This is a genomic window from Longispora urticae (assembly GCF_053902585.1).
Window position 1 is genome coordinate 310,666 of sequence record NZ_JAQZSH010000042.1, and the last position, 17,128, is coordinate 327,793.

General features: G+C 72.2%; 17 protein-coding genes. 12 read left to right on the forward strand and 5 right to left on the reverse strand.

Translation table 11 applies throughout. The features are described from left to right. The first annotated feature begins 51 nt into the window (after positions 1-51). The 5 genes from PT931_RS31110 (at position 52) to PT931_RS31130 (ending at position 5,902) form a co-directional block, all read left to right on the forward strand. Positions 52-987, forward strand: a complete 936-nt coding sequence (locus PT931_RS31110; RefSeq protein ID WP_456249283.1) for an SGNH/GDSL hydrolase family protein — start codon at positions 52-54, stop codon at positions 985-987. 127 nt (positions 988-1,114) lie between these two features. Beyond that, positions 1,115-3,136 carry a threonine--tRNA ligase gene (gene thrS, locus PT931_RS31115; protein ID WP_363727757.1) on the forward strand — a complete coding sequence of 674 codons (2,022 nt, stop codon included), beginning with the start codon at positions 1,115-1,117 and terminating at the stop codon, positions 3,134-3,136. A 135-nt stretch (positions 3,137-3,271) separates the two neighbouring features. Next, entirely contained in the window at positions 3,272-3,790 is a 519-nt protein-coding gene (locus PT931_RS31120; protein WP_456249284.1) for an HIT family protein, read from the forward strand. Positions 3,791-3,858: 68 nt separating this feature from the next. Then, the gene (locus tag PT931_RS31125) at positions 3,859-4,668 is read left to right on the forward strand and encodes a polysaccharide deacetylase family protein (protein ID WP_456249285.1); all 810 of its coding nucleotides are present in this window, start codon (positions 3,859-3,861) and stop codon (positions 4,666-4,668) included. A 31-nt stretch (positions 4,669-4,699) separates the two neighbouring features. Then, positions 4,700-5,902 carry an Ig-like domain-containing protein gene (locus PT931_RS31130; RefSeq protein ID WP_456249286.1) on the forward strand — a complete coding sequence of 401 codons (1,203 nt, stop codon included), beginning with the start codon at positions 4,700-4,702 and terminating at the stop codon, positions 5,900-5,902. A gap of 118 nt (positions 5,903-6,020) precedes the next feature. On the opposite strand, the gene PT931_RS31135 is transcribed toward PT931_RS31130, so the two are convergent. Further along, entirely contained in the window at positions 6,021-8,180 is a 2,160-nt protein-coding gene (locus PT931_RS31135; RefSeq protein ID WP_456249287.1) for an elongation factor G-like protein EF-G2, read from the reverse strand. A gap of 183 nt (positions 8,181-8,363) precedes the next feature. Here PT931_RS31135 and pgsA point away from each other — a divergent pair, with 183 nt between their 5' ends. From pgsA to pdxS, 5 genes are all read left to right on the forward strand, one after another. Then, positions 8,364-8,969 carry a phosphatidylinositol phosphate synthase gene (pgsA, locus tag PT931_RS31140; protein ID WP_456249288.1) on the forward strand — a complete coding sequence of 202 codons (606 nt, stop codon included), beginning with the start codon at positions 8,364-8,366 and terminating at the stop codon, positions 8,967-8,969. Beyond that, entirely contained in the window at positions 8,966-9,835 is an 870-nt protein-coding gene (locus PT931_RS31145; RefSeq protein WP_456249289.1) for a phosphatidylinositol mannoside acyltransferase, read from the forward strand. The genes pgsA and PT931_RS31145 overlap by 4 nt, the downstream gene beginning before the upstream one ends. Next, the gene (locus PT931_RS31150; protein ID WP_456249290.1) at positions 9,832-10,989 is read left to right on the forward strand and encodes a glycosyltransferase family 4 protein; all 1,158 of its coding nucleotides are present in this window, start codon (positions 9,832-9,834) and stop codon (positions 10,987-10,989) included. Before PT931_RS31145 ends, PT931_RS31150 begins: the two co-directional genes overlap by 4 nt. Before the next feature lie 48 nt (positions 10,990-11,037). Beyond that, positions 11,038-11,502: a hypothetical protein gene (locus PT931_RS31155; protein ID WP_456249291.1), complete on the forward strand. Its 465-nt coding sequence runs from the start codon at positions 11,038-11,040 to the stop codon at positions 11,500-11,502. 88 nt (positions 11,503-11,590) lie between these two features. Next, positions 11,591-12,484 carry a pyridoxal 5'-phosphate synthase lyase subunit PdxS gene (pdxS, locus tag PT931_RS31160; protein ID WP_363727775.1) on the forward strand — a complete coding sequence of 298 codons (894 nt, stop codon included), beginning with the start codon at positions 11,591-11,593 and terminating at the stop codon, positions 12,482-12,484. Between the two features lie 441 nt (positions 12,485-12,925). On the opposite strand, the gene PT931_RS31165 is transcribed toward pdxS, so the two are convergent. Next, the gene (locus PT931_RS31165; RefSeq protein ID WP_456249292.1) at positions 12,926-13,492 is read right to left on the reverse strand and encodes a metal-dependent hydrolase; all 567 of its coding nucleotides are present in this window, start codon (positions 13,490-13,492) and stop codon (positions 12,926-12,928) included. 212 nt (positions 13,493-13,704) lie between these two features. On the opposite strand from PT931_RS31165, the gene pdxT reads away from it, so the two are divergent. Together pdxT and PT931_RS31175 are read left to right on the forward strand one after the other, a co-directional pair. Continuing rightward, a complete protein-coding gene (gene pdxT / locus PT931_RS31170) occupies positions 13,705-14,316 on the forward strand; it encodes a pyridoxal 5'-phosphate synthase glutaminase subunit PdxT (protein WP_456249293.1) in 612 nt (203 codons plus the stop codon). Positions 14,317-14,341: 25 nt separating this feature from the next. Next, a complete protein-coding gene (locus tag PT931_RS31175; RefSeq protein WP_456249294.1) occupies positions 14,342-15,094 on the forward strand; it encodes a YebC/PmpR family DNA-binding transcriptional regulator in 753 nt (250 codons plus the stop codon). A gap of 84 nt (positions 15,095-15,178) precedes the next feature. Here the strand turns inward: PT931_RS31175 and PT931_RS31180 are convergent, their stop codons facing one another. From PT931_RS31180 to PT931_RS31190, 3 genes are read right to left on the reverse strand one after another with little or no spacing between them, the layout of a single operon-like run. Beyond that, positions 15,179-16,003, reverse strand: coding sequence for an LLM class flavin-dependent oxidoreductase (locus PT931_RS31180; protein ID WP_456249295.1), 825 nt, complete (start codon positions 16,001-16,003; stop codon positions 15,179-15,181). After that, the gene (locus PT931_RS31185) at positions 16,000-16,791 is read right to left on the reverse strand and encodes an NAD-dependent epimerase/dehydratase family protein (protein WP_456249296.1); all 792 of its coding nucleotides are present in this window, start codon (positions 16,789-16,791) and stop codon (positions 16,000-16,002) included. The genes PT931_RS31180 and PT931_RS31185 overlap by 4 nt, the downstream gene beginning before the upstream one ends. A gap of 13 nt (positions 16,792-16,804) precedes the next feature. Continuing rightward, positions 16,805-17,125 carry a cupin domain-containing protein gene (locus PT931_RS31190; protein ID WP_456249297.1) on the reverse strand — a complete coding sequence of 107 codons (321 nt, stop codon included), beginning with the start codon at positions 17,123-17,125 and terminating at the stop codon, positions 16,805-16,807. Positions 17,126-17,128 lie beyond the last annotated feature (3 nt).

A 17,128-nucleotide genomic window follows, 5' to 3' on the forward strand; every position in this document is an offset into this window, starting at 1 on the left:
TGCCGGCGGGCTGGGAGCATATTGGGCATCTTCAATGTCCAAGGAGATCACATGCGCCTCCGTCGACCCCTCGTCACCCTCCTCCTCGCGGCCGGCACCCTGCTGGCCACGGCCCTGCCCGCCCAGGCCGCCGGCCCCGGGTACACGGCACTGGGGGACTCCTACTCCTCCGGCGTCGGCACCCGCGAGTACTACGCCGACTCCGGCGGCTGCCAGCGCTCCAAGCACGCCTACCCGACGCTGGACTCCGGGCGGCTCGGCGCGACCCTCACCTTCGTCGCGTGCAGCGGAGCGCGGGTCGCCGACGTGCAGAACAACCAGCTGGGCGCGCTGAACTCCACCACCGCCTACGTGACCGTCTCCGTCGGCGGCAACGACGCCGGGTTCGCCGACGTGATCACCCAGTGCGCCAAGCCGTGGCCCTACACGTGCACCACGGAGATCAACAACGCCAACAACTTCATCCGCAACACCCTGCCGGGCCGGCTCGACGGCCTGTACGCGCAGATCAGGTCCCGGGCCCCGGGCGCCCGGGTCGTGGTCGTCGGCTACCCGCGGCTGTTCCAGGGCGAGTCCTGCAACGCGCTCGCCCGGATCTCCGCCGCCGAGGCCTCCGCGCTCAACGGCACCGCCGACCTGCTGGCCACCACGACCGCGGGCCGGGCGTCGGCCCACGGGTTCGCGTTCGTCGACTCCCGGTCGGCGTTCACCGGGCACGCGGTGTGCTCCAGCAGCGAGTGGCTCAACGGCCTGTCGAACCCGATCAGCGAGTCCTACCACCCCAACCGCAACGGACACGTCGGGTACGCCAATATCGTCGAGCCGGTCCTGCGCGGCTCGGTCGCCCCGCTGTTCCGCGACCCGGTGCCGTCCCTGACCGACCCGGCCGAGGTCGCCGCCGTGCTCGGCGCGGACTACCGGCGCGCCGCCGCCGTCGCCCGCCAGGAGCAGCTGGACGCCGGACGCGGGGCCTCCGTCACGGAGTAGACACGGAGCACGACACGGGACGCCGCCGACCGCACCGGGGGCGTCCCGTTCCGCGCGGGAGCGTGGCAGATAGCATTTCGGGCAGGTCCCGGCACCCGGTTGGGGCACCCGTCCGAAGGAGCTCACAGTGTCCGCACCGAACCCAGCCGTCAAGGCCGACGCACCTCCACGCGTTCTGGTCCCGGCCGGGACGACGGCGGCGGAGGCTGTCGAGGTCGCGGGGCTGCCGATGACGGGCCCGAAGGCGATCGTCGTGCTGCGTACCGACGAAGGGGTCCTGAAGGATCTGTCCTGGGTCCCCGACACCGACACCGGGGCAGAGGCGGTGTCCCTGGACAGCAAGGACGGGCTCAACGTCCTGCGGCACTCGACCGCGCACGTGCTCGCCCAGGCCGTCCAGGACGTGTTCCCCGACGCCAAGCTCGGGATCGGCCCGCCGGTCCTCAACGGCTTCTACTACGACTTCTCGGTGACCACCCCGTTCACCCCCGAGGACCTCTCCAAGCTCGACAAGCGCATGCAGGAGATCATCAAGTCGGGGCAGAAGTTCTCCCGCCGGGTCTTCGGCACCCTCGACGAGGCCAAGGCCGAGCTCAAGGACGAGCCGTTCAAGCTCGAACTCGTCGACATCAAGGGCGACGTGGACGAGGACGTCATGGAGGTGGGCGGCGGCGAGCTGACCATCTACGACAACCTCGACGCCAAGACCGGCGAGCGCTGCTGGGGCGACCTGTGCCGCGGCCCGCACCTGCCGACCACCCGGCACATCCCGGCGTTCAAGCTGATGCGCACCGCCGCCGCCTACTGGCGCGGTTCGGAGAAGAACCCGCAGCTCCAGCGCATCTACGGCACCGCGTGGCCGACCCGCGACGCCCTCAAGGAGCACCTGCGCCTGCTGGAGGAGGCCGCCAAGCGCGACCACCGCAAGCTCGGCGCGGAGCTGGACCTGTTCAGCTTCCCCGAGGAGATCGGCTCCGGGCTGGCCGTGTTCCACCCGAAGGGCGGCATCATCCGCCGCGAGATGGAGAACTACTCGCGGCTGCGGCACGAGCAGGCCGGCTACGAGTTCGTGAACACCCCGCACATCGCGAAGGGTTCGCTGTTCGAGATCTCCGGCCACCTGCAGTGGTACAAGGACGGCATGTACCCGGCGATGCACCTCGACGGCGCCGACTACTACGCCAAGCCGATGAACTGCCCGTTCCACAACCTGATCTTCCGGTCGCGCGGCCGGTCGTACCGCGAGCTGCCGCTGCGGATGTTCGAGTTCGGCACGGTGTACCGGTTCGAGAAGTCCGGCGTCGTGCACGGCCTGACCCGGGTGCGCGGCATGACGCAGGACGACGCGCACATCTACTGCACCAAGGAGCAGATGGCCGGCGAGCTCAAGAGCCTGCTGGACTTCGTGCTCAACCTGCTCCGCGACTACGGCCTCGACGACTTCTACCTGGAGCTGTCGACCCGCGACGACTCGCCGAAGTTCGTGGGCGAGCAGTCCGACTGGGACGAGGCGACCGCCGCGTTGCAGGAGGCGGCCGACGCCTCCGGCCTGGAGCTCGTGCCCGACCCGGGCGGCGCCGCGTTCTACGGCCCGAAGATCTCCGTGCAGTGCCGCGACGCGATCGGCCGGACCTGGCAGATGTCGACCATCCAGGTCGACTTCCAGCTCCCGCAGCGCTTCGAGCTGGAGTTCAACGGCCCCGACGGCACCCGGCCGCGCCCCGTCATGATCCACCGGGCGCTGTTCGGTTCGATCGAGCGGTTCTTCGGCGTCCTCACCGAGCACTACGCGGGCGCGTTCCCGGCCTGGCTGGCCCCCGTGCAGGTGGTCGGCATCCCGGTCCGCGACGAGAACGTGGCGTACCTGGAGGAGTTCGTGGCGCTCCTGCGCAAGGAGGGCATCCGGGCCGAGGTGGACGCCTCCGACGACCGGATGCAGAAGAAGATCCGCACCGCGCAGCAGCAGAAGATCCCGTTCATGGCGATCGTGGGCGACGACGACGCGAACGGCGGGACGGTGTCCTTCCGGTACCGCGACGGGTCGCAGCGCAACGCCGTCCCGCTCGCGGAGGCCGTGGCGCACGTCGCCGAGGTGGTCCGGTCGCGCACCAACGTCGGTCCGTCGGCCCCGGCCGAGGTCGAGGCGTAGCTCTCCCGCACGGTGCCCGGGTCCCGCGCGGACCCGGGCACCGTCGTTTCCGCCCGGTGCCCGTCGTTTCTCCGGACGTGCGCGAAGCACCCTCGCCCCGGGCGGTCCGGCGGCACAGGCCATAGGATCGGGCGCATGACGGACGATCGGCTGCAGCGACTCTGGACTCCCCACCGGCTGGCCTACGTGGCCGGTGGGGAGAACAACCCCGTCGGCGACGGCCCCGAGGGCTGCCCGTTCTGCCTGTCCCAGGCCCGGCCGGACGACGAGGTCAACATCATCGTCCGGGGCGAGCACGTGTTCGCGCTGCTCAACCTGTACCCGTACAACTCGGGGCACCTGATGGTCTGTCCCCGGCGGCACGTGGCCGACTACACGGACCTGACGCCCGCCGAGGCCGTGGAGCTGGCGGAGTTCACCCAGAAGGCGATGCGGGCCCTCCGGCTGGCGCAGAACCCGCACGGTTTCAACATCGGCATGAACCAGGGCTCGGCGGCCGGGGCCGGGATCGCGGCCCACCTGCACCAGCACGTGGTGCCCCGGTGGAGCGGCGACGCGAACTTCATGCCGATCGTGGGACAGACGAAGGTCATCCCCCAGCTTCTGCCCGAAACGCGCAAACTTCTCGTAGAGGCATGGAATTCCCTGGGGTAAATCCCGGATGTCAACCCCTGCGCACCCGTGAAACCATTCTCGGGGTACGAACGGACGGGGGCGCACGGGTGGGGATCACACGACGGGGGCTGTTGCGGGGCACGCTGCTCGCGGCGGGCGGGGCGGTGGCGGGTGCCGCCACGGTGGTGGGCGCGGAGAAACTGCCCCGGTGGTTCGGGCCGGACCGCCAGCCGATCGGCGGCGGCTACGCGCCGGGCAGCGACCGCAACATCTGGGCCGACGACGGCCAGCAGAGCGTCACCTGGCACGTGAACACCGACCAGCCGCTGGTCGCGTTGACGTTCGACGACGGGCCGGGGCCGCAGTACACGCCGAAGGTGCTCGACGCGCTGGACAGGGCCGAGTGCCCGGCGACGTTCTTCATGGTCGGCGAGCGGGTGAGGAAGTACCACGGGCTCGTCGAGGGGCGGCTGGACCGGCACGAGGTCGGCAACCACACCTGGAGCCACGCGGACCTCGCCGAGCAGGACTTCGACGGGGTCACCTCGCAGCTGCGCCGCACGCACGCCGCGATCGTGAAGTACACCGGGAAGACGCCCCGGCTGATGCGGCCGCCGTGGGGGCACCTGGGCGGCAGTACCCTGCTGGCCGCCAACGCGCTGGGCTACAACGTGGCCCTGTGGTCGCACCAGATGCGCGAGAAGTTCTACAAGGACGACCCGGCCGGCAACGTCCGCTACATCGTCGAGGGCGTCCGCCCGGGCGCGGTGATCCTGGCCCACGACGTCGGCGACCCGTTGCGGCTGGTCTCCATCGACCACCTCGGCGCGATCATCGACGGCATCCGGGCCCGGGGCCTGAAGCTGGTCACCCTCTCGGAGCTCCTCGCGGCCAGGCAACAGCCCGTTCAGCACTGAAAAAGACCCGTTTAGTTGTACCGTGCGTTTTATGGCCAAAGGCATGGTTCTCGGTCTGGTGCTCGTCCTGGGCGGCTGCACGGCCCAGGAGGCCCGCTACGTCGCCGCGCCCAGCGTGGCCCCGCCGGCCGGCCCGGTCACCGCCGCCGTGACCAGCCCCGCGCCGGGCGCGACCGGGGTGTCCACGGCGCCGGAGATCCGCACCGCGATCACCGGGGCGGCCACCGGATTGGTGACCCTGACCGGCCCCGGCGGCCCGGTCGGGGGCGCGCCCTACCCGGACGGCGCGAGCTGGGTCCCGGCGGCCCAGCTGGACTACGACGCCACCTACACGGCCACGGTCACCGCCACCCGGTCCGACGGACAGAAGACGACGGCGACCAGCTCGTTCCGCACCATGGGCCGGCCCGGCAACACGGCCGGCTCGGGGCTCTACCTGGCCGACGGCGAGACGGTCGGCGTCGGCATGCCCGTCGTCGTCGAACTGGCCCGCGACGTTGCCGACGGGAACCGGGAGGCCGTCCAGCGCCGGGTGTCGGTGCGCTCCGACCCGCCCCAGGTCGGCGGCTGGCACTGGTTCAGCGCGCACGAACTGCACTACCGGCCCCAGGTGCCGTGGCGGACGGGCACCCGGATCGACGTCCGGGCCGGGATCGGCGGGCTGGACATGGGCGGCTGGTACGGCGAGGCCGACCGGTCCGCCTCCGTGACCGTGGGCCCCGACCAGCGGTTCGTCGTCGACAACGGCACCAAGCAGATGACGGTCACCCGCGACGGGGAGGCGCTGCGGACCATCCCGGTCAGCCTGGGCAAGCCGAGCACCCCGTCGTCCAGCGGCAACCTGGTCGTGATGGAGAAGGCCGAGTCGATGGTGTTCGACTCCAGCACGTTCGGGGTGCCGGTCGACTCCGCCGACGGCTACCGCACCACGGTGTACTGGGACCTCCGGCTCACCTGGGGCGGCGAGTTCGTGCACGCCGCCCCGTGGTCCGTCGGCGACCAGGGCGAACGCAACGTGTCGCACGGCTGCGTGAACATGTCCACCGAGAACGCGACGTGGCTGTTCCGGCTCGCGCACCGGGGCGACATGGTGACCGTCGCGGGCACCGAGGTGAAGGTCGGCGCCGGCGACGGGTGGACGGACTGGGAGCTCGGGTTCGACCGGTACCAGCAGGTCGGGCCGTCGCCGAAGCCCGGGCTGCCGGACGCGGTCCAGGAGGCCCGGCAGCGCTGAACCGGCCAGGCGCGAGCCCGACCAGTGCCGGCACGGTCCCGACGCGCACGGGCCGACCATCCGGGCCGGGCCGGCGCGCGCCGGGCCGGCCCCCGGCCGTACCCCTCCGAGGGTTGTCTCAGTGGGTGGAGTGGGCCTTGCGGACCTGGTCGGCCACGTTCGGCGGCATCGGGTCGTAGCGCGAGAAGGTGCGCTGGAACGTGCCCGTGCCCGAGGTCATCGCGCGCAGCTCGACCGCGTAGCGCAGCAGCTCCGTCGCCGGCACCTCCGCCCGCACCACGGTCCGCTCGGGCGCGCCGGTCAGCTCCGGCTCGCTGCCCAGCACCCGGGCCCGCCGGGGGGACAGGTCGCTGAGCACCGCGCCCACGAACGCGTCGGGCACCACGATCCGGACCTCGTCCACCGGCTCCAGCAGCGAGATCTGGGACTTCTCGGCGGCGTCCTTCAACGCGAGCGCGCCGGCCGTCTGGAACGCCGCGTCGGAGGAGTCCACGCTGTGCGCCTTGCCGTCGACCAGGGTGACCCGCAGGTCCACGACCTCGTTGCCGGTGACCAGGCCCCGGGTCAGCTGGTGCCGGACGCCCTTCTCCACACTCGGGATGTACGCCTTCGGCACCGCCCCGCCGACCACCCGGTCCACGAACTCGAAGCCCGAGCCCTGCGGCAGCGGCTCCACCTCGATGTCGCACACCGCGTACTGCCCGTGCCCGCCGGACTGCTTCACGTGCCGCCCGTGCCCCTTGGCGGCGGCGGCGAACGTCTCCCGGAACGCGACCCTGACCGGCTCCGTCTCCAGCTCCACCCCGCCGGTGCGCAGCCGGTCGAGCACCACGTCGGCGTGCGCCTCGCCCATGCACCACAGCACCAGCTGGTGGGTCTCCGCGCTGCGCTCCAGCCGCAGGGTCGGGTCGCCGGCGACGAGCCGGGCCAGGTTCTTCGCCAGGTTGTCCTCGTCGGCGCGGCTGCGGGCCACGATCGCGATCGGCAGCAGCGGCTCCGGCATCTCCCACGGCGCGACCAGCAGCGGCCGGTCCTTCGCCGAGATCGTGTCCCCGGTCTCGGCCGTCGTGGACTTCGTGATGGCGCACAGGTCGCCGGCCACGCAGTACGCCACCTCGCGCAGCGACGCGCCCAGCGGGCTGAACAGGTGCGCCACCCGCTCGTCCGCGTCGTGGTCGGGGTGCCCGCGCTCGGCGAGCCCGTGCCCGGAGATGTGCAGCGCGGTGTCGGGGCGCAGGGTGCCCGAGAACACCCGGACCAGGGACACCCGGCCCACGTACGGGTCGATGGTCGTCTTGACCACCTCCGCCACGAGCGGGCCGTCCGGGTCGCAGGTCAGGTGCTCGACCGGGTTGCCGTCCAGCGTCGTCACCGGGGGCAGGTCGTGCTCCAGCGGCGACGGGAACGCGCTGGTCAGCACCTCCAGCAGCACGTCGAGGCCCAGGCCGGTCGGCGCGCAGACCGGGATCACGGGATAGAAGGTGCCCCGGGCGACGGCGGTCTCCAGGTCCTCGACCAGGGTCTCGACGGGAATCTCCTCGCCCGCGAGGTACCGGTCCATCAGGGTCTCGTCCTCGCTCTCGGCGATGATGCCCTCGATGAGCTCGGCGCGGGCCTCCTCGATCGCGGAGACGTGCTGCGGGTCCGGCTCCTTGATGACGGCCGGGTGCCCGGCGGAGTAGTCGAACACCCGCTGGGTGATCAGGCTCAGCAGCCCGACCACGCTGTCGTCGTCGCCGTGCATCGGCAGGTACAGCGGCAGCAGGCCGTCGCCGAACACCCGCTGGCACAGGGCGACCATCTCGTCGAAGTCGGCGCGGTGGTGGTCCATCCGGGCCACGGCCACGGCGCGCGGCATCCCGACGGCGGCGCACTCCTCCCACAGGGCCACGGTCGCCGCGTCCATGCCGTCGACGGCGGACACGACGAAGAGGGCGGCGTCGGCGGCGCGCAGACCGGCGCGCAGCTCACCGACGAAGTCGGCGTACCCCGGAGTGTCGAGGAGGTTGATCTTGACGCCCTGGTAGACCAGCGGCGCGCAGGACAGGCTGACGGACCGCTGCTGGCGGACGGCGGACGGGTCGTTGTCGGTGACCGTGGTGCCCTCGGTCACGGAACCGGCGCGGGCGACGGTGCCGGTCGCGGCGAGCAGCGCCTCGACGAGCGTGGTCTTCCCCGCGCCGGAGTGGCCGACGAGCACGACACTGCGGACGACGTCAGGCCGCTCCGCCACCGGCGCGGCGCCGGTCACCCCACGTTCCTGGCTCTTCTGGGCCATGCGAATTCTCCCTGCTTCATGGGCGCTCGGCCGCCGCCGTTGCCGGCCCGGGCCGGGGCCTTGCTCTTCACGCCCTAGATCCACGGAGTGTGACCGTTGCCACTACTCTGTGTCCGATTCCATACCCGAAGTGCCGGGTAGCGCAACCCTTGACGCTACCCGGCCCGTATCGTGTCACCCGACATGGCAAAGCTTCTCAGTGTGTTCGGCCGAGCCCGGCTCGCGCGCGTCCTCGACCCGGTGGGTTCCGCCCTCGTGCGCGCCGGCATCTCCCCGAACACGGTCACCGTCGCCGGCACCCTCGGCGTGGTCCTCGGATGCGTCGGTTTCGTCGCCCGCGGCCACTTCCTCGTCGGGCTGGTCATCGTGACCCTCAGTTGTCTCACCGACCTCATCGACGGGGCCATGGCCCGGGCGAAGGGCACCGCCAGCCGGTTCGGCGCGTTCCTCGACTCGACCATGGACCGGGTCGCCGACGGCGCGATCTTCGGCGCGCTCGCCTACTGGTTCGGGACCACCGGGCACCCGTGGCCGGCCGCGGCCGCCCTGCTCGCGCTGATCCTCGGCCAGGTCGTCTCGTACGCCAAGGCGCGCGCCGAGGGCCTCGGCATGACCTGCAACGTGGGCATCGCCGAACGCCCCGAGCGCCTCATCCTGATCGGGATCGGCGGCCTGCTCGCCGGCCTGGGCGTGCCCTACGGCCTCGACGTCGTCCTCTGGCTCCTCGTGGCGCTGTCCGGCATCACGGTGTGGCAGCGGATCGCGCACGTGTACAGGCAGGCGTCGTGACCCCGCAGGAGTGGGGCTACACGGCCGGCTGGCGGATCGTCCGCGCCCTGCCCGGCCCCGTCGCCTCCGGGCTGTTCCGGGCCGGCGCCGACCGGGCCGCGCGCCGCCGGGGCCCCGGGGTACAGCGCCTGGAGGCCAACCTCCGCCGGGTCGCCGCCCCCGGCACCGACATCGACGCGCTGGTCCGGGCCGGCATGCGCTCCTACGCCCGGTACTGGATGGAGGCCTTCCGCCTGCCGTCGCGCAGCCGGGCCCAGATCCTCGACGGGTTCCGCCTGGAGGGCGGCGAGACGCTGATCCAGCACGGCAAGGCCGGCGAGGGCGCCGTCGTGGCTCTGCCGCACGGCGGGAACTGGGACGCCGCCGGGGCCTGGGCCGCCGCGAGCGGGATCCCGCTGACCACCGTCGCCGAACGACTCAAACCGGAAGGGCTCTACCGGAAGTTCCTGGAGTTCCGCGAGAGTCTGGGCATGAGCATCATCCCCGAACGCGGCGGCGACCGGCCGCCCGTCGAGGTCCTCGTCGAACGGGTCCAGGCCGGGCACCTCGTGCCGCTGCTCGCCGACCGGGACCTGTCCCGCCGGGGCGTCGAGGTCACCTTCTTCGGCGGCCGGACCCGGATGCCCGCCGGCCCCGCCCTGCTGGCGCTGCGCACCGGGGCACCCCTCTACACCGTGTCCATGTGGTACGAGCCGGACGCCGCCTGCGGCAAGCTCGTCGGACCCCTGCCCGTACCCGCCGACGGCACCCTCGCCGAGCGGGTCAAGGTGCTCACCCAGTCGGTCGCCGACGCGCTCGCCGTGGGCATCGCCGAGCACCCCGAGGACTGGCACATGCTCCAGAAACTGTGGCTGGACCCGTCGTGAGGATCGGCATCGTCTGCCCGTACTCCTTCGACGTGCCCGGCGGCGTCCAGTTCCACATCCGCGACCTCGCCGAGGCGCTGATGGCGCTCGGGCACGAGGTCAGCGTGCTGGCCCCCGCCGAGGACGAGGACGGGCTGCCGGACTACGCGGTGTCGGCCGGGCGGGCGGTGGCGGTCAAGTACAACGGATCCGTCGCGCGGTTGACCTTCGGCCCCATCTCCGCCGCCCGGGTCCGGCGCTGGCTGGCCCGGGGCTCCTTCGACGTCCTGCACGTGCACGAACCGGTCACCCCGAGCCTGTCCATGCTCGCCACCCTCGCCGCGCGCGGCCCCGTCGTCGCCACCTTCCACACCGCCATGACCCGGTCGCGGACCATGGCCGCCGGGGCGCCGATCCTCCAGCTCATCCTGGAGAAGATCACCGCCCGGATCGCCGTGAGCGCCCTGGCCCGCAAGGTGCAGGTCGAACACCTCGGCGGGGGAGCGGTGGAGATCCCCAACGGGGTGGCCGTCGCCGCGTTCACCGGCGCGGAGCCGCTGCCCGGCTGGCCCGGTACCGGCGGCGCGGTCGGCTTCCTCGGCCGGTTCACCGAACCCCGCAAGGGCTTCGACGTGCTGGTCGAGGCGTTCGCCCGGCTCGCCGCCGACCGCCCCGGCCTGCGGCTCCTGCTCGCCGGGCCGGGCGACCTGTCCGAGGTGGAGCTGCCCGACCTGGTCCGCGATCGGATCACGTTCCTCGGCAAGGTCTCCGAGGCGGACAAGCCCCGCATGCTGAAGAGCGTCGACGTGTACGTGGCTCCCAACACCGGCGGCGAGTCCTTCGGCATGATCCTGACCGAGGCCATGGCGGCCGGGGCCCCCGTGCTCGCCAGCGACATCGACGCGTTCCGCCGGGTACTCGACGACGGCCGCGCCGGCGCCCTGTTCACCGTGGGCGACCCCAAGTCCCTCGCCGCCGAACTGGGCGACCTGCTCGACGACCCGGGGCGGCGCGCCGCGCTGTCGGAGGCCGCGAGCCGGGCCGTCGCGCACTACGACTGGCCGGTGGTGGCCCGCCGGATCCTGGAGGTGTACGCCACGGCCATCGCGGCGACGACCGGGGTCGTGACCGGGGACGATCCGGAGCTGGACGCGCGGCTCGCCGGGCTGCCGTAGCGAGCCGTCCCCCCGTCCCCTTGCGCCCGGGGGATAGGATCCGGCCTCATGTGGTGGGTCGTCGTCGTAGTCCTCGCCGTGGTGCTGGTGGCGTCCTACGTGACCTGGCTCGCCGCGCGGGTCGAGCGCCTGCACGACCGGGCCGCCGCCGCGGCCGCCGCCCTCGACGCGCAGCTGGTCCGCCGCGCGGTCGCCGCCACCGGCCTGGCCAACGGCGGCCTCCCGGAGCTCCGCGACGCGGCCCGCACGGCCCTCGCCGCCGGCCCCGACGACCGCTCCGGCGCGGAGAACGACCTGACCCGCCAGCTCCGCGCCCTGGACTGGGACCCCGACGCCATGGCTGACGTCGTCACCACCAGCCGCCGGGTGGCCCTGGCCCGCCAGGTGCACGACGATCTGGTCCGCGACGCCCTGGCCGCGCGCCGCCGGAACATCGTTCGGATGCTCCGCCTGGCTCGTAAGTATCCCAAACCCACGTATTTCGACATCGAGGAACCCACGCTGGGCACGTGAGGCCTCTCACACCGCCGGGCGGGTTCCCGGGGGCTGGGACGTACCATGAGGTTGACGATCCCTATTCCCCTCAGCAAGGAGCACGAACGTGACTGAGACCGCCGTCACCGGTACCGCCCGCGTCAAGCGCGGCATGGCCGAGATGCTCAAGGGCGGCGTGATCATGGATGTGGTCAACGCTGAGCAGGCCAAGATCGCCGAGGACGCCGGCGCCGTGGCCGTCATGGCCCTCGAGCGCGTCCCGGCCGACATCCGCGCCCAGGGTGGCGTCTCCCGGATGAGCGACCCCGACATGATCGACGGCATCATCAACGCCGTCTCGATCCCGGTGATGGCCAAGGCCCGCATCGGACACTTCGTCGAGGCCCAGATCCTGCAGTCCCTCGGTGTCGACTACATCGACGAGTCCGAGGTGCTGACCCCCGCCGACTACGCCAACCACATCGACAAGTGGGCCTACACGGTCCCCTTCGTCTGCGGCGCGACGAACCTCGGCGAGGCGCTCCGCCGGATCACCGAGGGCGCGGCCATGATCCGCTCCAAGGGCGAGGCCGGCACCGGTGACGTCTCCAACGCCACCACCCACATGCGCAAGATCCGTGGCGAGCTCCGCCGCCTGAGCACCCTGGCCGAGGACGAGCTCTACGTCGCCGCCAAGGAGCTCCAGGCCCCGTACGAGCTGGTCAAGGAGGTCGCCGAGTCCGGCAAGCTCCCCGTCGTCCTGTTCACCGCGGGCGGCATCGCCACCCCGGCCGACGCCGCGATGATGATGCAGCTCGGCGCCGAGGGCGTCTTCGTCGGCTCCGGCATCTTCAAGGCCGGCAACCCGGCCGAGCGGGCCGCCGCGATCGTCAAGGCCACCACGTTCTTCGACGACCCGGACGTCCTCGCGAAGGTGTCCCGCGGCCTCGGCGAGGCCATGGTCGGCATCAACGTCGAGGAGATCCCGCAGCCCCACCGGCTCGCCGAGCGCGGCTGGTAGTCACCTCCGCGAAGAAGCCCTCCCGATCTCCTCGGGAGGGCTTCTTCCGTTCAAGAACACAGCAGAGGGGTACGCCGCCGGCCCGCCCGATTCCGGGTTCCGCCCCGCGTCAGCTCCCCTAGCCCGACCGATTTCGGCGTCCCGACGCGCATCCCCGCCCCCGGCCTCGCGCGGCGCCCGATCGGTTCGTCTCCTGCGCGCCGACCCGGCCCCCGTTGCCCGCGAAGTCGCCCTGTGGCCACCAGGCCGGGTGGTGCGGCCGGGCCTGCCGGCCATGTGAGTGGCCCGTGGCCGCTTCCGGCACCGGAAGTCTCCGATCTGAGGTGGCGGAGAAATTCCGGGGCCGGTGCTGTCGCGCCCCCTGTCCGTCGCGCGGTCCGGCTCGCGGTCCGGTCGCCGTGCCTCGACGGCACATCCCGATCCGGCGGGCCGGCACCGGGTCTACTCCAGGGCGAGCAGGTCCGAGGCGAGGGCCAGAGCGAGCAGCCCCGCCATGGATGCCGCCGCGACCAGTGCCCGCCGGCGTGCCCCGCCGCGCCGGCGCACCGACCGGTAGTACGCCACGGTGCCGGCCACGATCAGCGCGCCCTCCACGACGGCGCTGAGCCAGCCGATCCGCCACAGCCCGAACCCGAACGTCGGCAGCCCGCCGGGATTTCCGGGCAGGATCGGCAGGTCCGCCCGGTGCACGAGCAGGTCGAGGATCCAGTGGCTGAACACGAGCCCGCCGAACAGCAGCCCGCCGCGCCGCCCCCACCGCCACGCGGCCAGCCCGCCGCCGACCGCCGCGATCGTCAGCGCCCCGACCAGGGAGTGGGTGTAGTCGGCGTGGATGAAGAGGCCGCCGTAGCCGGCGTGCACCTCGTCGGCGTACTCGACCTTGCCCGCCAGGAACAGGATCACGAAGAACACGTCGAGCAGCTGGGTGGCGAGCATGAGTGCCCACAGCGGTGCGGTGCGGTCGGTGGTCCGCGTCGCGGCGGCGAGGGCGAAGTGTCCGGCGAACATCAGAGGGCGCCTTTCGGGGTACGGGTGGCCCAGCGGTCGAGCCAGCCGCCGAGCAGGACGAACAGCAGGGTGAAAACAATGAAGCTCATGTCCCGCCTCTCTCGCTAACGTTCTTAGCTAAGGACTGTAGCTAAGCACGTTAGTCACGTCAACCCGCACACCGGCACCCGGCCCGCTCCGGCCCCCGCCGACGCGGCCACTAAGCTCGCAGCGTGAGTGGAGACTTGATCATTGGTGTGTTCGCCCTCCAGGGGGACGTCCGCGAGCACCTGGCCGCGCTGGCCGAGTGCGACGTGCTGGCCCGGCCCGTCCGCCGCCCCGAGGAGCTGGCGTCCGTGCACGCCCTCGTGATCCCCGGCGGCGAGTCCACGACCATGAGCAAGCTGGTCGAGATCTTCGGGATGCTGGAGCCGATCCGGGAGCGGATCAAGGCCGGCATGCCCGTGTACGGCTCCTGCGCCGGCATGATCATGCTGGCGGAGCGGGTGCTCGACGGCCGCCCGGACCAGCAGACCTTCGGCGGGATCGACATGGTCGTGCGGCGCAACGCGTTCGGGCGGCAGGTGGACTCGTTCGAGGCGGACGTGGAGCTGACGGGCATCGAGGGCGACCCGTTCCACGCGGTGTTCATCCGCGCGCCGAGGGTCGAATCGGTCGGCGAGGGCGTCGAGGTGCTCTCGCGGATCACGGGCGGGGACGCTGACGGTACGATCGTGGCGGTGCGGCAGGGCCCCCTGCTGGCGACGGCGTTCCACCCGGAGTTGACGGGGGACCTGCGCGTACACGCTCTCTTCGTCGAGATGGTGCGCGCCGCCGCGCGTTAGTCGAGACGACGGAGGAAAGCGACAGATGAGCGGCCACTCAAAATGGGCGACGACGAAGCACAAGAAGGCCGTCGTCGATGCCAAGCGTGGAAAGATGTTCGCCAAGCTCATCAAGAACATCGAGGTCGCCGCGCGCACTGGCGGCGGTGACCCCACGGGCAACCCGACCCTGTTCGACGCCATCCAGAAGGCGAAGAAGAGCTCGGTCCCCAACAACAACATCGACAGCGCGGTCAAGCGTGGCTCGGGCGCCGAGGTCGGCGGGGCCGACTGGCAGACCATCATGTACGAGGGCTACGGCCCCAACGGCGTCGCGGTCCTGATCGAGTGCCTCACCGACAACCGCAACCGCGCGGCCGCCGAGGTCCGCACCGCGCTGTCCCGCAACGGCGGCAGTCTCGCCGACCCGGGCAGCGTCGCGTACATGTTCAACCGCAAGGGCATCGTGATCATCGGCAAGCAGGGCCGCTCCGAGGACGACATCCTGGAGATCGTGCTCGACGCCGGTGCCGAGGAGGTCAACGACCTCGGCGACGAGTTCGAGGTCGTCTCCGAGCCGACCGACCTGGTCGCCGTGCGCACCGCGCTCCAGGGCGCCGGCGTGGACTACGAGTCGGCCGAGTCGAGCTTCGTGCCGACCATGAACGTCCCCCTCGAGGAGGAGGGCGCCCGCAAGATCTTCAAGCTGATCGACGCCCTCGAGGACAGCGACGACGTGCAGAACGTGTACGCCAACTTCGACGTGTCCGACGAGGTCATGGAGAAGCTGGACGCCTGAGCGGGCGGGTAGCAGCGGGCTCCATCGGCGCGTCCCGGGTCACCCGGGGCGCGCCGAACCGTCACGGGGCCGCGGGGAGCCCCGTCACCCGACCGGGTTGAACTCGGCCGCCACGGCCTCCAGTACCCGGAAATCGGCTTGGAAGTGTCCTTCGGCGCGTGGCCAGTGCACGACGAAGGACGAGAAACCCATCGCGGTGTACCGGCCCACGCAGTCCCGGAACGCCTCCACCGAGGCGAGCGGCCTGGTGTCCCCGGTCCCGAGCAGGATCAGCCGCCGCACGTCACGCCCGGTCTCCGCGCACGCCGCGTCGAGCCGCTCCACCTGCGCCGGAACGTCCCCGACATCCTGGGTGACCCACGTCTGCGCGTGCCGGGCGGCCAGCCGGATCCCGCGCGGCCCGGTGCCGGCGACCGCGATCGGGATCCGGGGGAGCCGCCCGCCGGTCCAGGCGTTCTCCGCCGACCAGTTCTTCCCGTGGTGCGTGGTCTCCTCGGTACTGAGCAGCGTGTCCACCAGGTCGACCCACTCGGCGAACCGGTCGGCCTTCTCCCGGGGCGGCCACGGCCCCTCGCCGGTGACCCGGACGTCGCTGGAGTTGCCGCCCGCCCCGACCCCGAGCGTGAACCGGCCGCCGGAGATGTCGTCGACGGCCAGCGCGGCCTTGGCGGTGGTCACCGGATGCCGGAACCCGGGCGCGGTGACCATGGTGCCGAGCCCGATCCGCGAGGTCACGGCGGCCGCGGCGGCGAGCGTCGCGTACGCGTCGAACCACGGCCGCAGGTCCCGCCAGGCCACGTGGTCGAACAGCCACGCGCGGCCGAAGCCCAGCTCCTCGGCCAGCAGCCAGTCGGCCCGCGCCTCGGCCCAGGGCGCGGTGGGCCACATCATCACGTCGACCCTGGTCACGGCCGCACCCCCAGCGGCAGCCGGCCGTACGGGCCGCCCAGCACGTGGTAGTCGGGGTCCTCGGGGGTCAGGGTCCCGACCCGGTCGGCCCAGGCCTCGGAGTCGTCCCGGGCGTGGTAGCCGATCGCCTCGCCGCCCGCGTGGCTCAACCAGCCCCGGGTGTTGGCCGACACCCCCCACACGTGGTGCAGGCCGGTCTCCTCGGTACTCAGGCACGCCTCGACCAGCCGGGCCGCGTCGGCGGGGGACAGCCACATCGTGAGTGCGCGGGGGTCGTCGGGTTGCGGGAAGCACGCGCCGATCCGCAGACAGAACACCGTCATCTCCGGGTACCGCCGCTGGTAGAGCGCGCCCAGCGACTCCAACGCCGCCTTGCTCCAGCCGTAGAACCCGTCCGGCAACGGCGGGGCGTCGGCCGGCAACGGGGCCTCGTCCCGGGTCCGGTAGCCCACCGCGTGCCCGGAGGAGGCCAGCAGCACCCGGCGCACACCCGCGTCGGCGGCGGCCTGCAGCACGTTGCGGGTGCCCTCGACGTTGACGGCCAGGATGTCCGCCCACGGCGCCTCCTGGCTGAGCCCGCCCAGGTGCAGCACCGCGTCGGCGCCGGCACTCGCGGCGGCCAGCGCGGCCGGGTCGGTCACCGAACCGGCGACGACCTCCTCGCCGGGCCCGGGGTCGGGCACCGGGGCGATGTCGAACAGTCTCAGCACCCGGCCGGGCCGGGCCAGCAGGGGCCGCAGCAGTGCGCCGATGTTGCCGGCCGCACCCGTGATGAGCAGTGTCTCCACGCGTCCTCCCTCGTCAGCTGGCTCCACTGTAGGGCGGGGCGAACACCACCAGCAGGGTCAGATCCTCGGACACGTCGGTGAACCGGTGCTCCTCGTTCGCGGGCACGAACACCACCGAACCGGGGCCCAGGTCCGCCTCGCCGTCCGACGTCACGATCCGCGCCCGGCCGGCCGTCACCACGTAGACCTCGTCCTCGCGGTGCGGCGACTGGTCGTCCGTGCCGCCGGTCCGGATCGAGTATGTCCCGAGGGACATGTCGGGCGTGCGCAGTGTCTCCACATAGTGGTTCGGCGCGTCGCCCGGGACGCTGAAGGCGTGTTCGATGAGGCGCATGTC

Coding starts and splice junctions, on each gene's coding strand:
- PT931_RS31110 (WP_456249283.1), top strand. CDS start 52: ATGCGCCTCCGTCGACCCCTCGTCACCCTCCTCCTCGCGGCCGGCACC.
- PT931_RS31120 (WP_456249284.1), top strand. CDS start 3,272: ATGACGGACGATCGGCTGCAGCGACTCTGGACTCCCCACCGGCTGGCC.
- PT931_RS31130 (WP_456249286.1), top strand. CDS start 4,700: ATGGCCAAAGGCATGGTTCTCGGTCTGGTGCTCGTCCTGGGCGGCTGC.
- PT931_RS31135 (WP_456249287.1), bottom strand. CDS start 8,180: ATGGCCCAGAAGAGCCAGGAACGTGGGGTGACCGGCGCCGCGCCGGTG.
- pgsA (WP_456249288.1), top strand. CDS start 8,364: ATGGCAAAGCTTCTCAGTGTGTTCGGCCGAGCCCGGCTCGCGCGCGTC.
- PT931_RS31155 (WP_456249291.1), top strand. CDS start 11,038: ATGTGGTGGGTCGTCGTCGTAGTCCTCGCCGTGGTGCTGGTGGCGTCC.
- PT931_RS31165 (WP_456249292.1), bottom strand. CDS start 13,492: ATGTTCGCCGGACACTTCGCCCTCGCCGCCGCGACGCGGACCACCGAC.
- PT931_RS31175 (WP_456249294.1), top strand. CDS start 14,342: ATGAGCGGCCACTCAAAATGGGCGACGACGAAGCACAAGAAGGCCGTC.
- PT931_RS31190 (WP_456249297.1), bottom strand. CDS start 17,125: ATGCGCCTCATCGAACACGCCTTCAGCGTCCCGGGCGACGCGCCGAAC.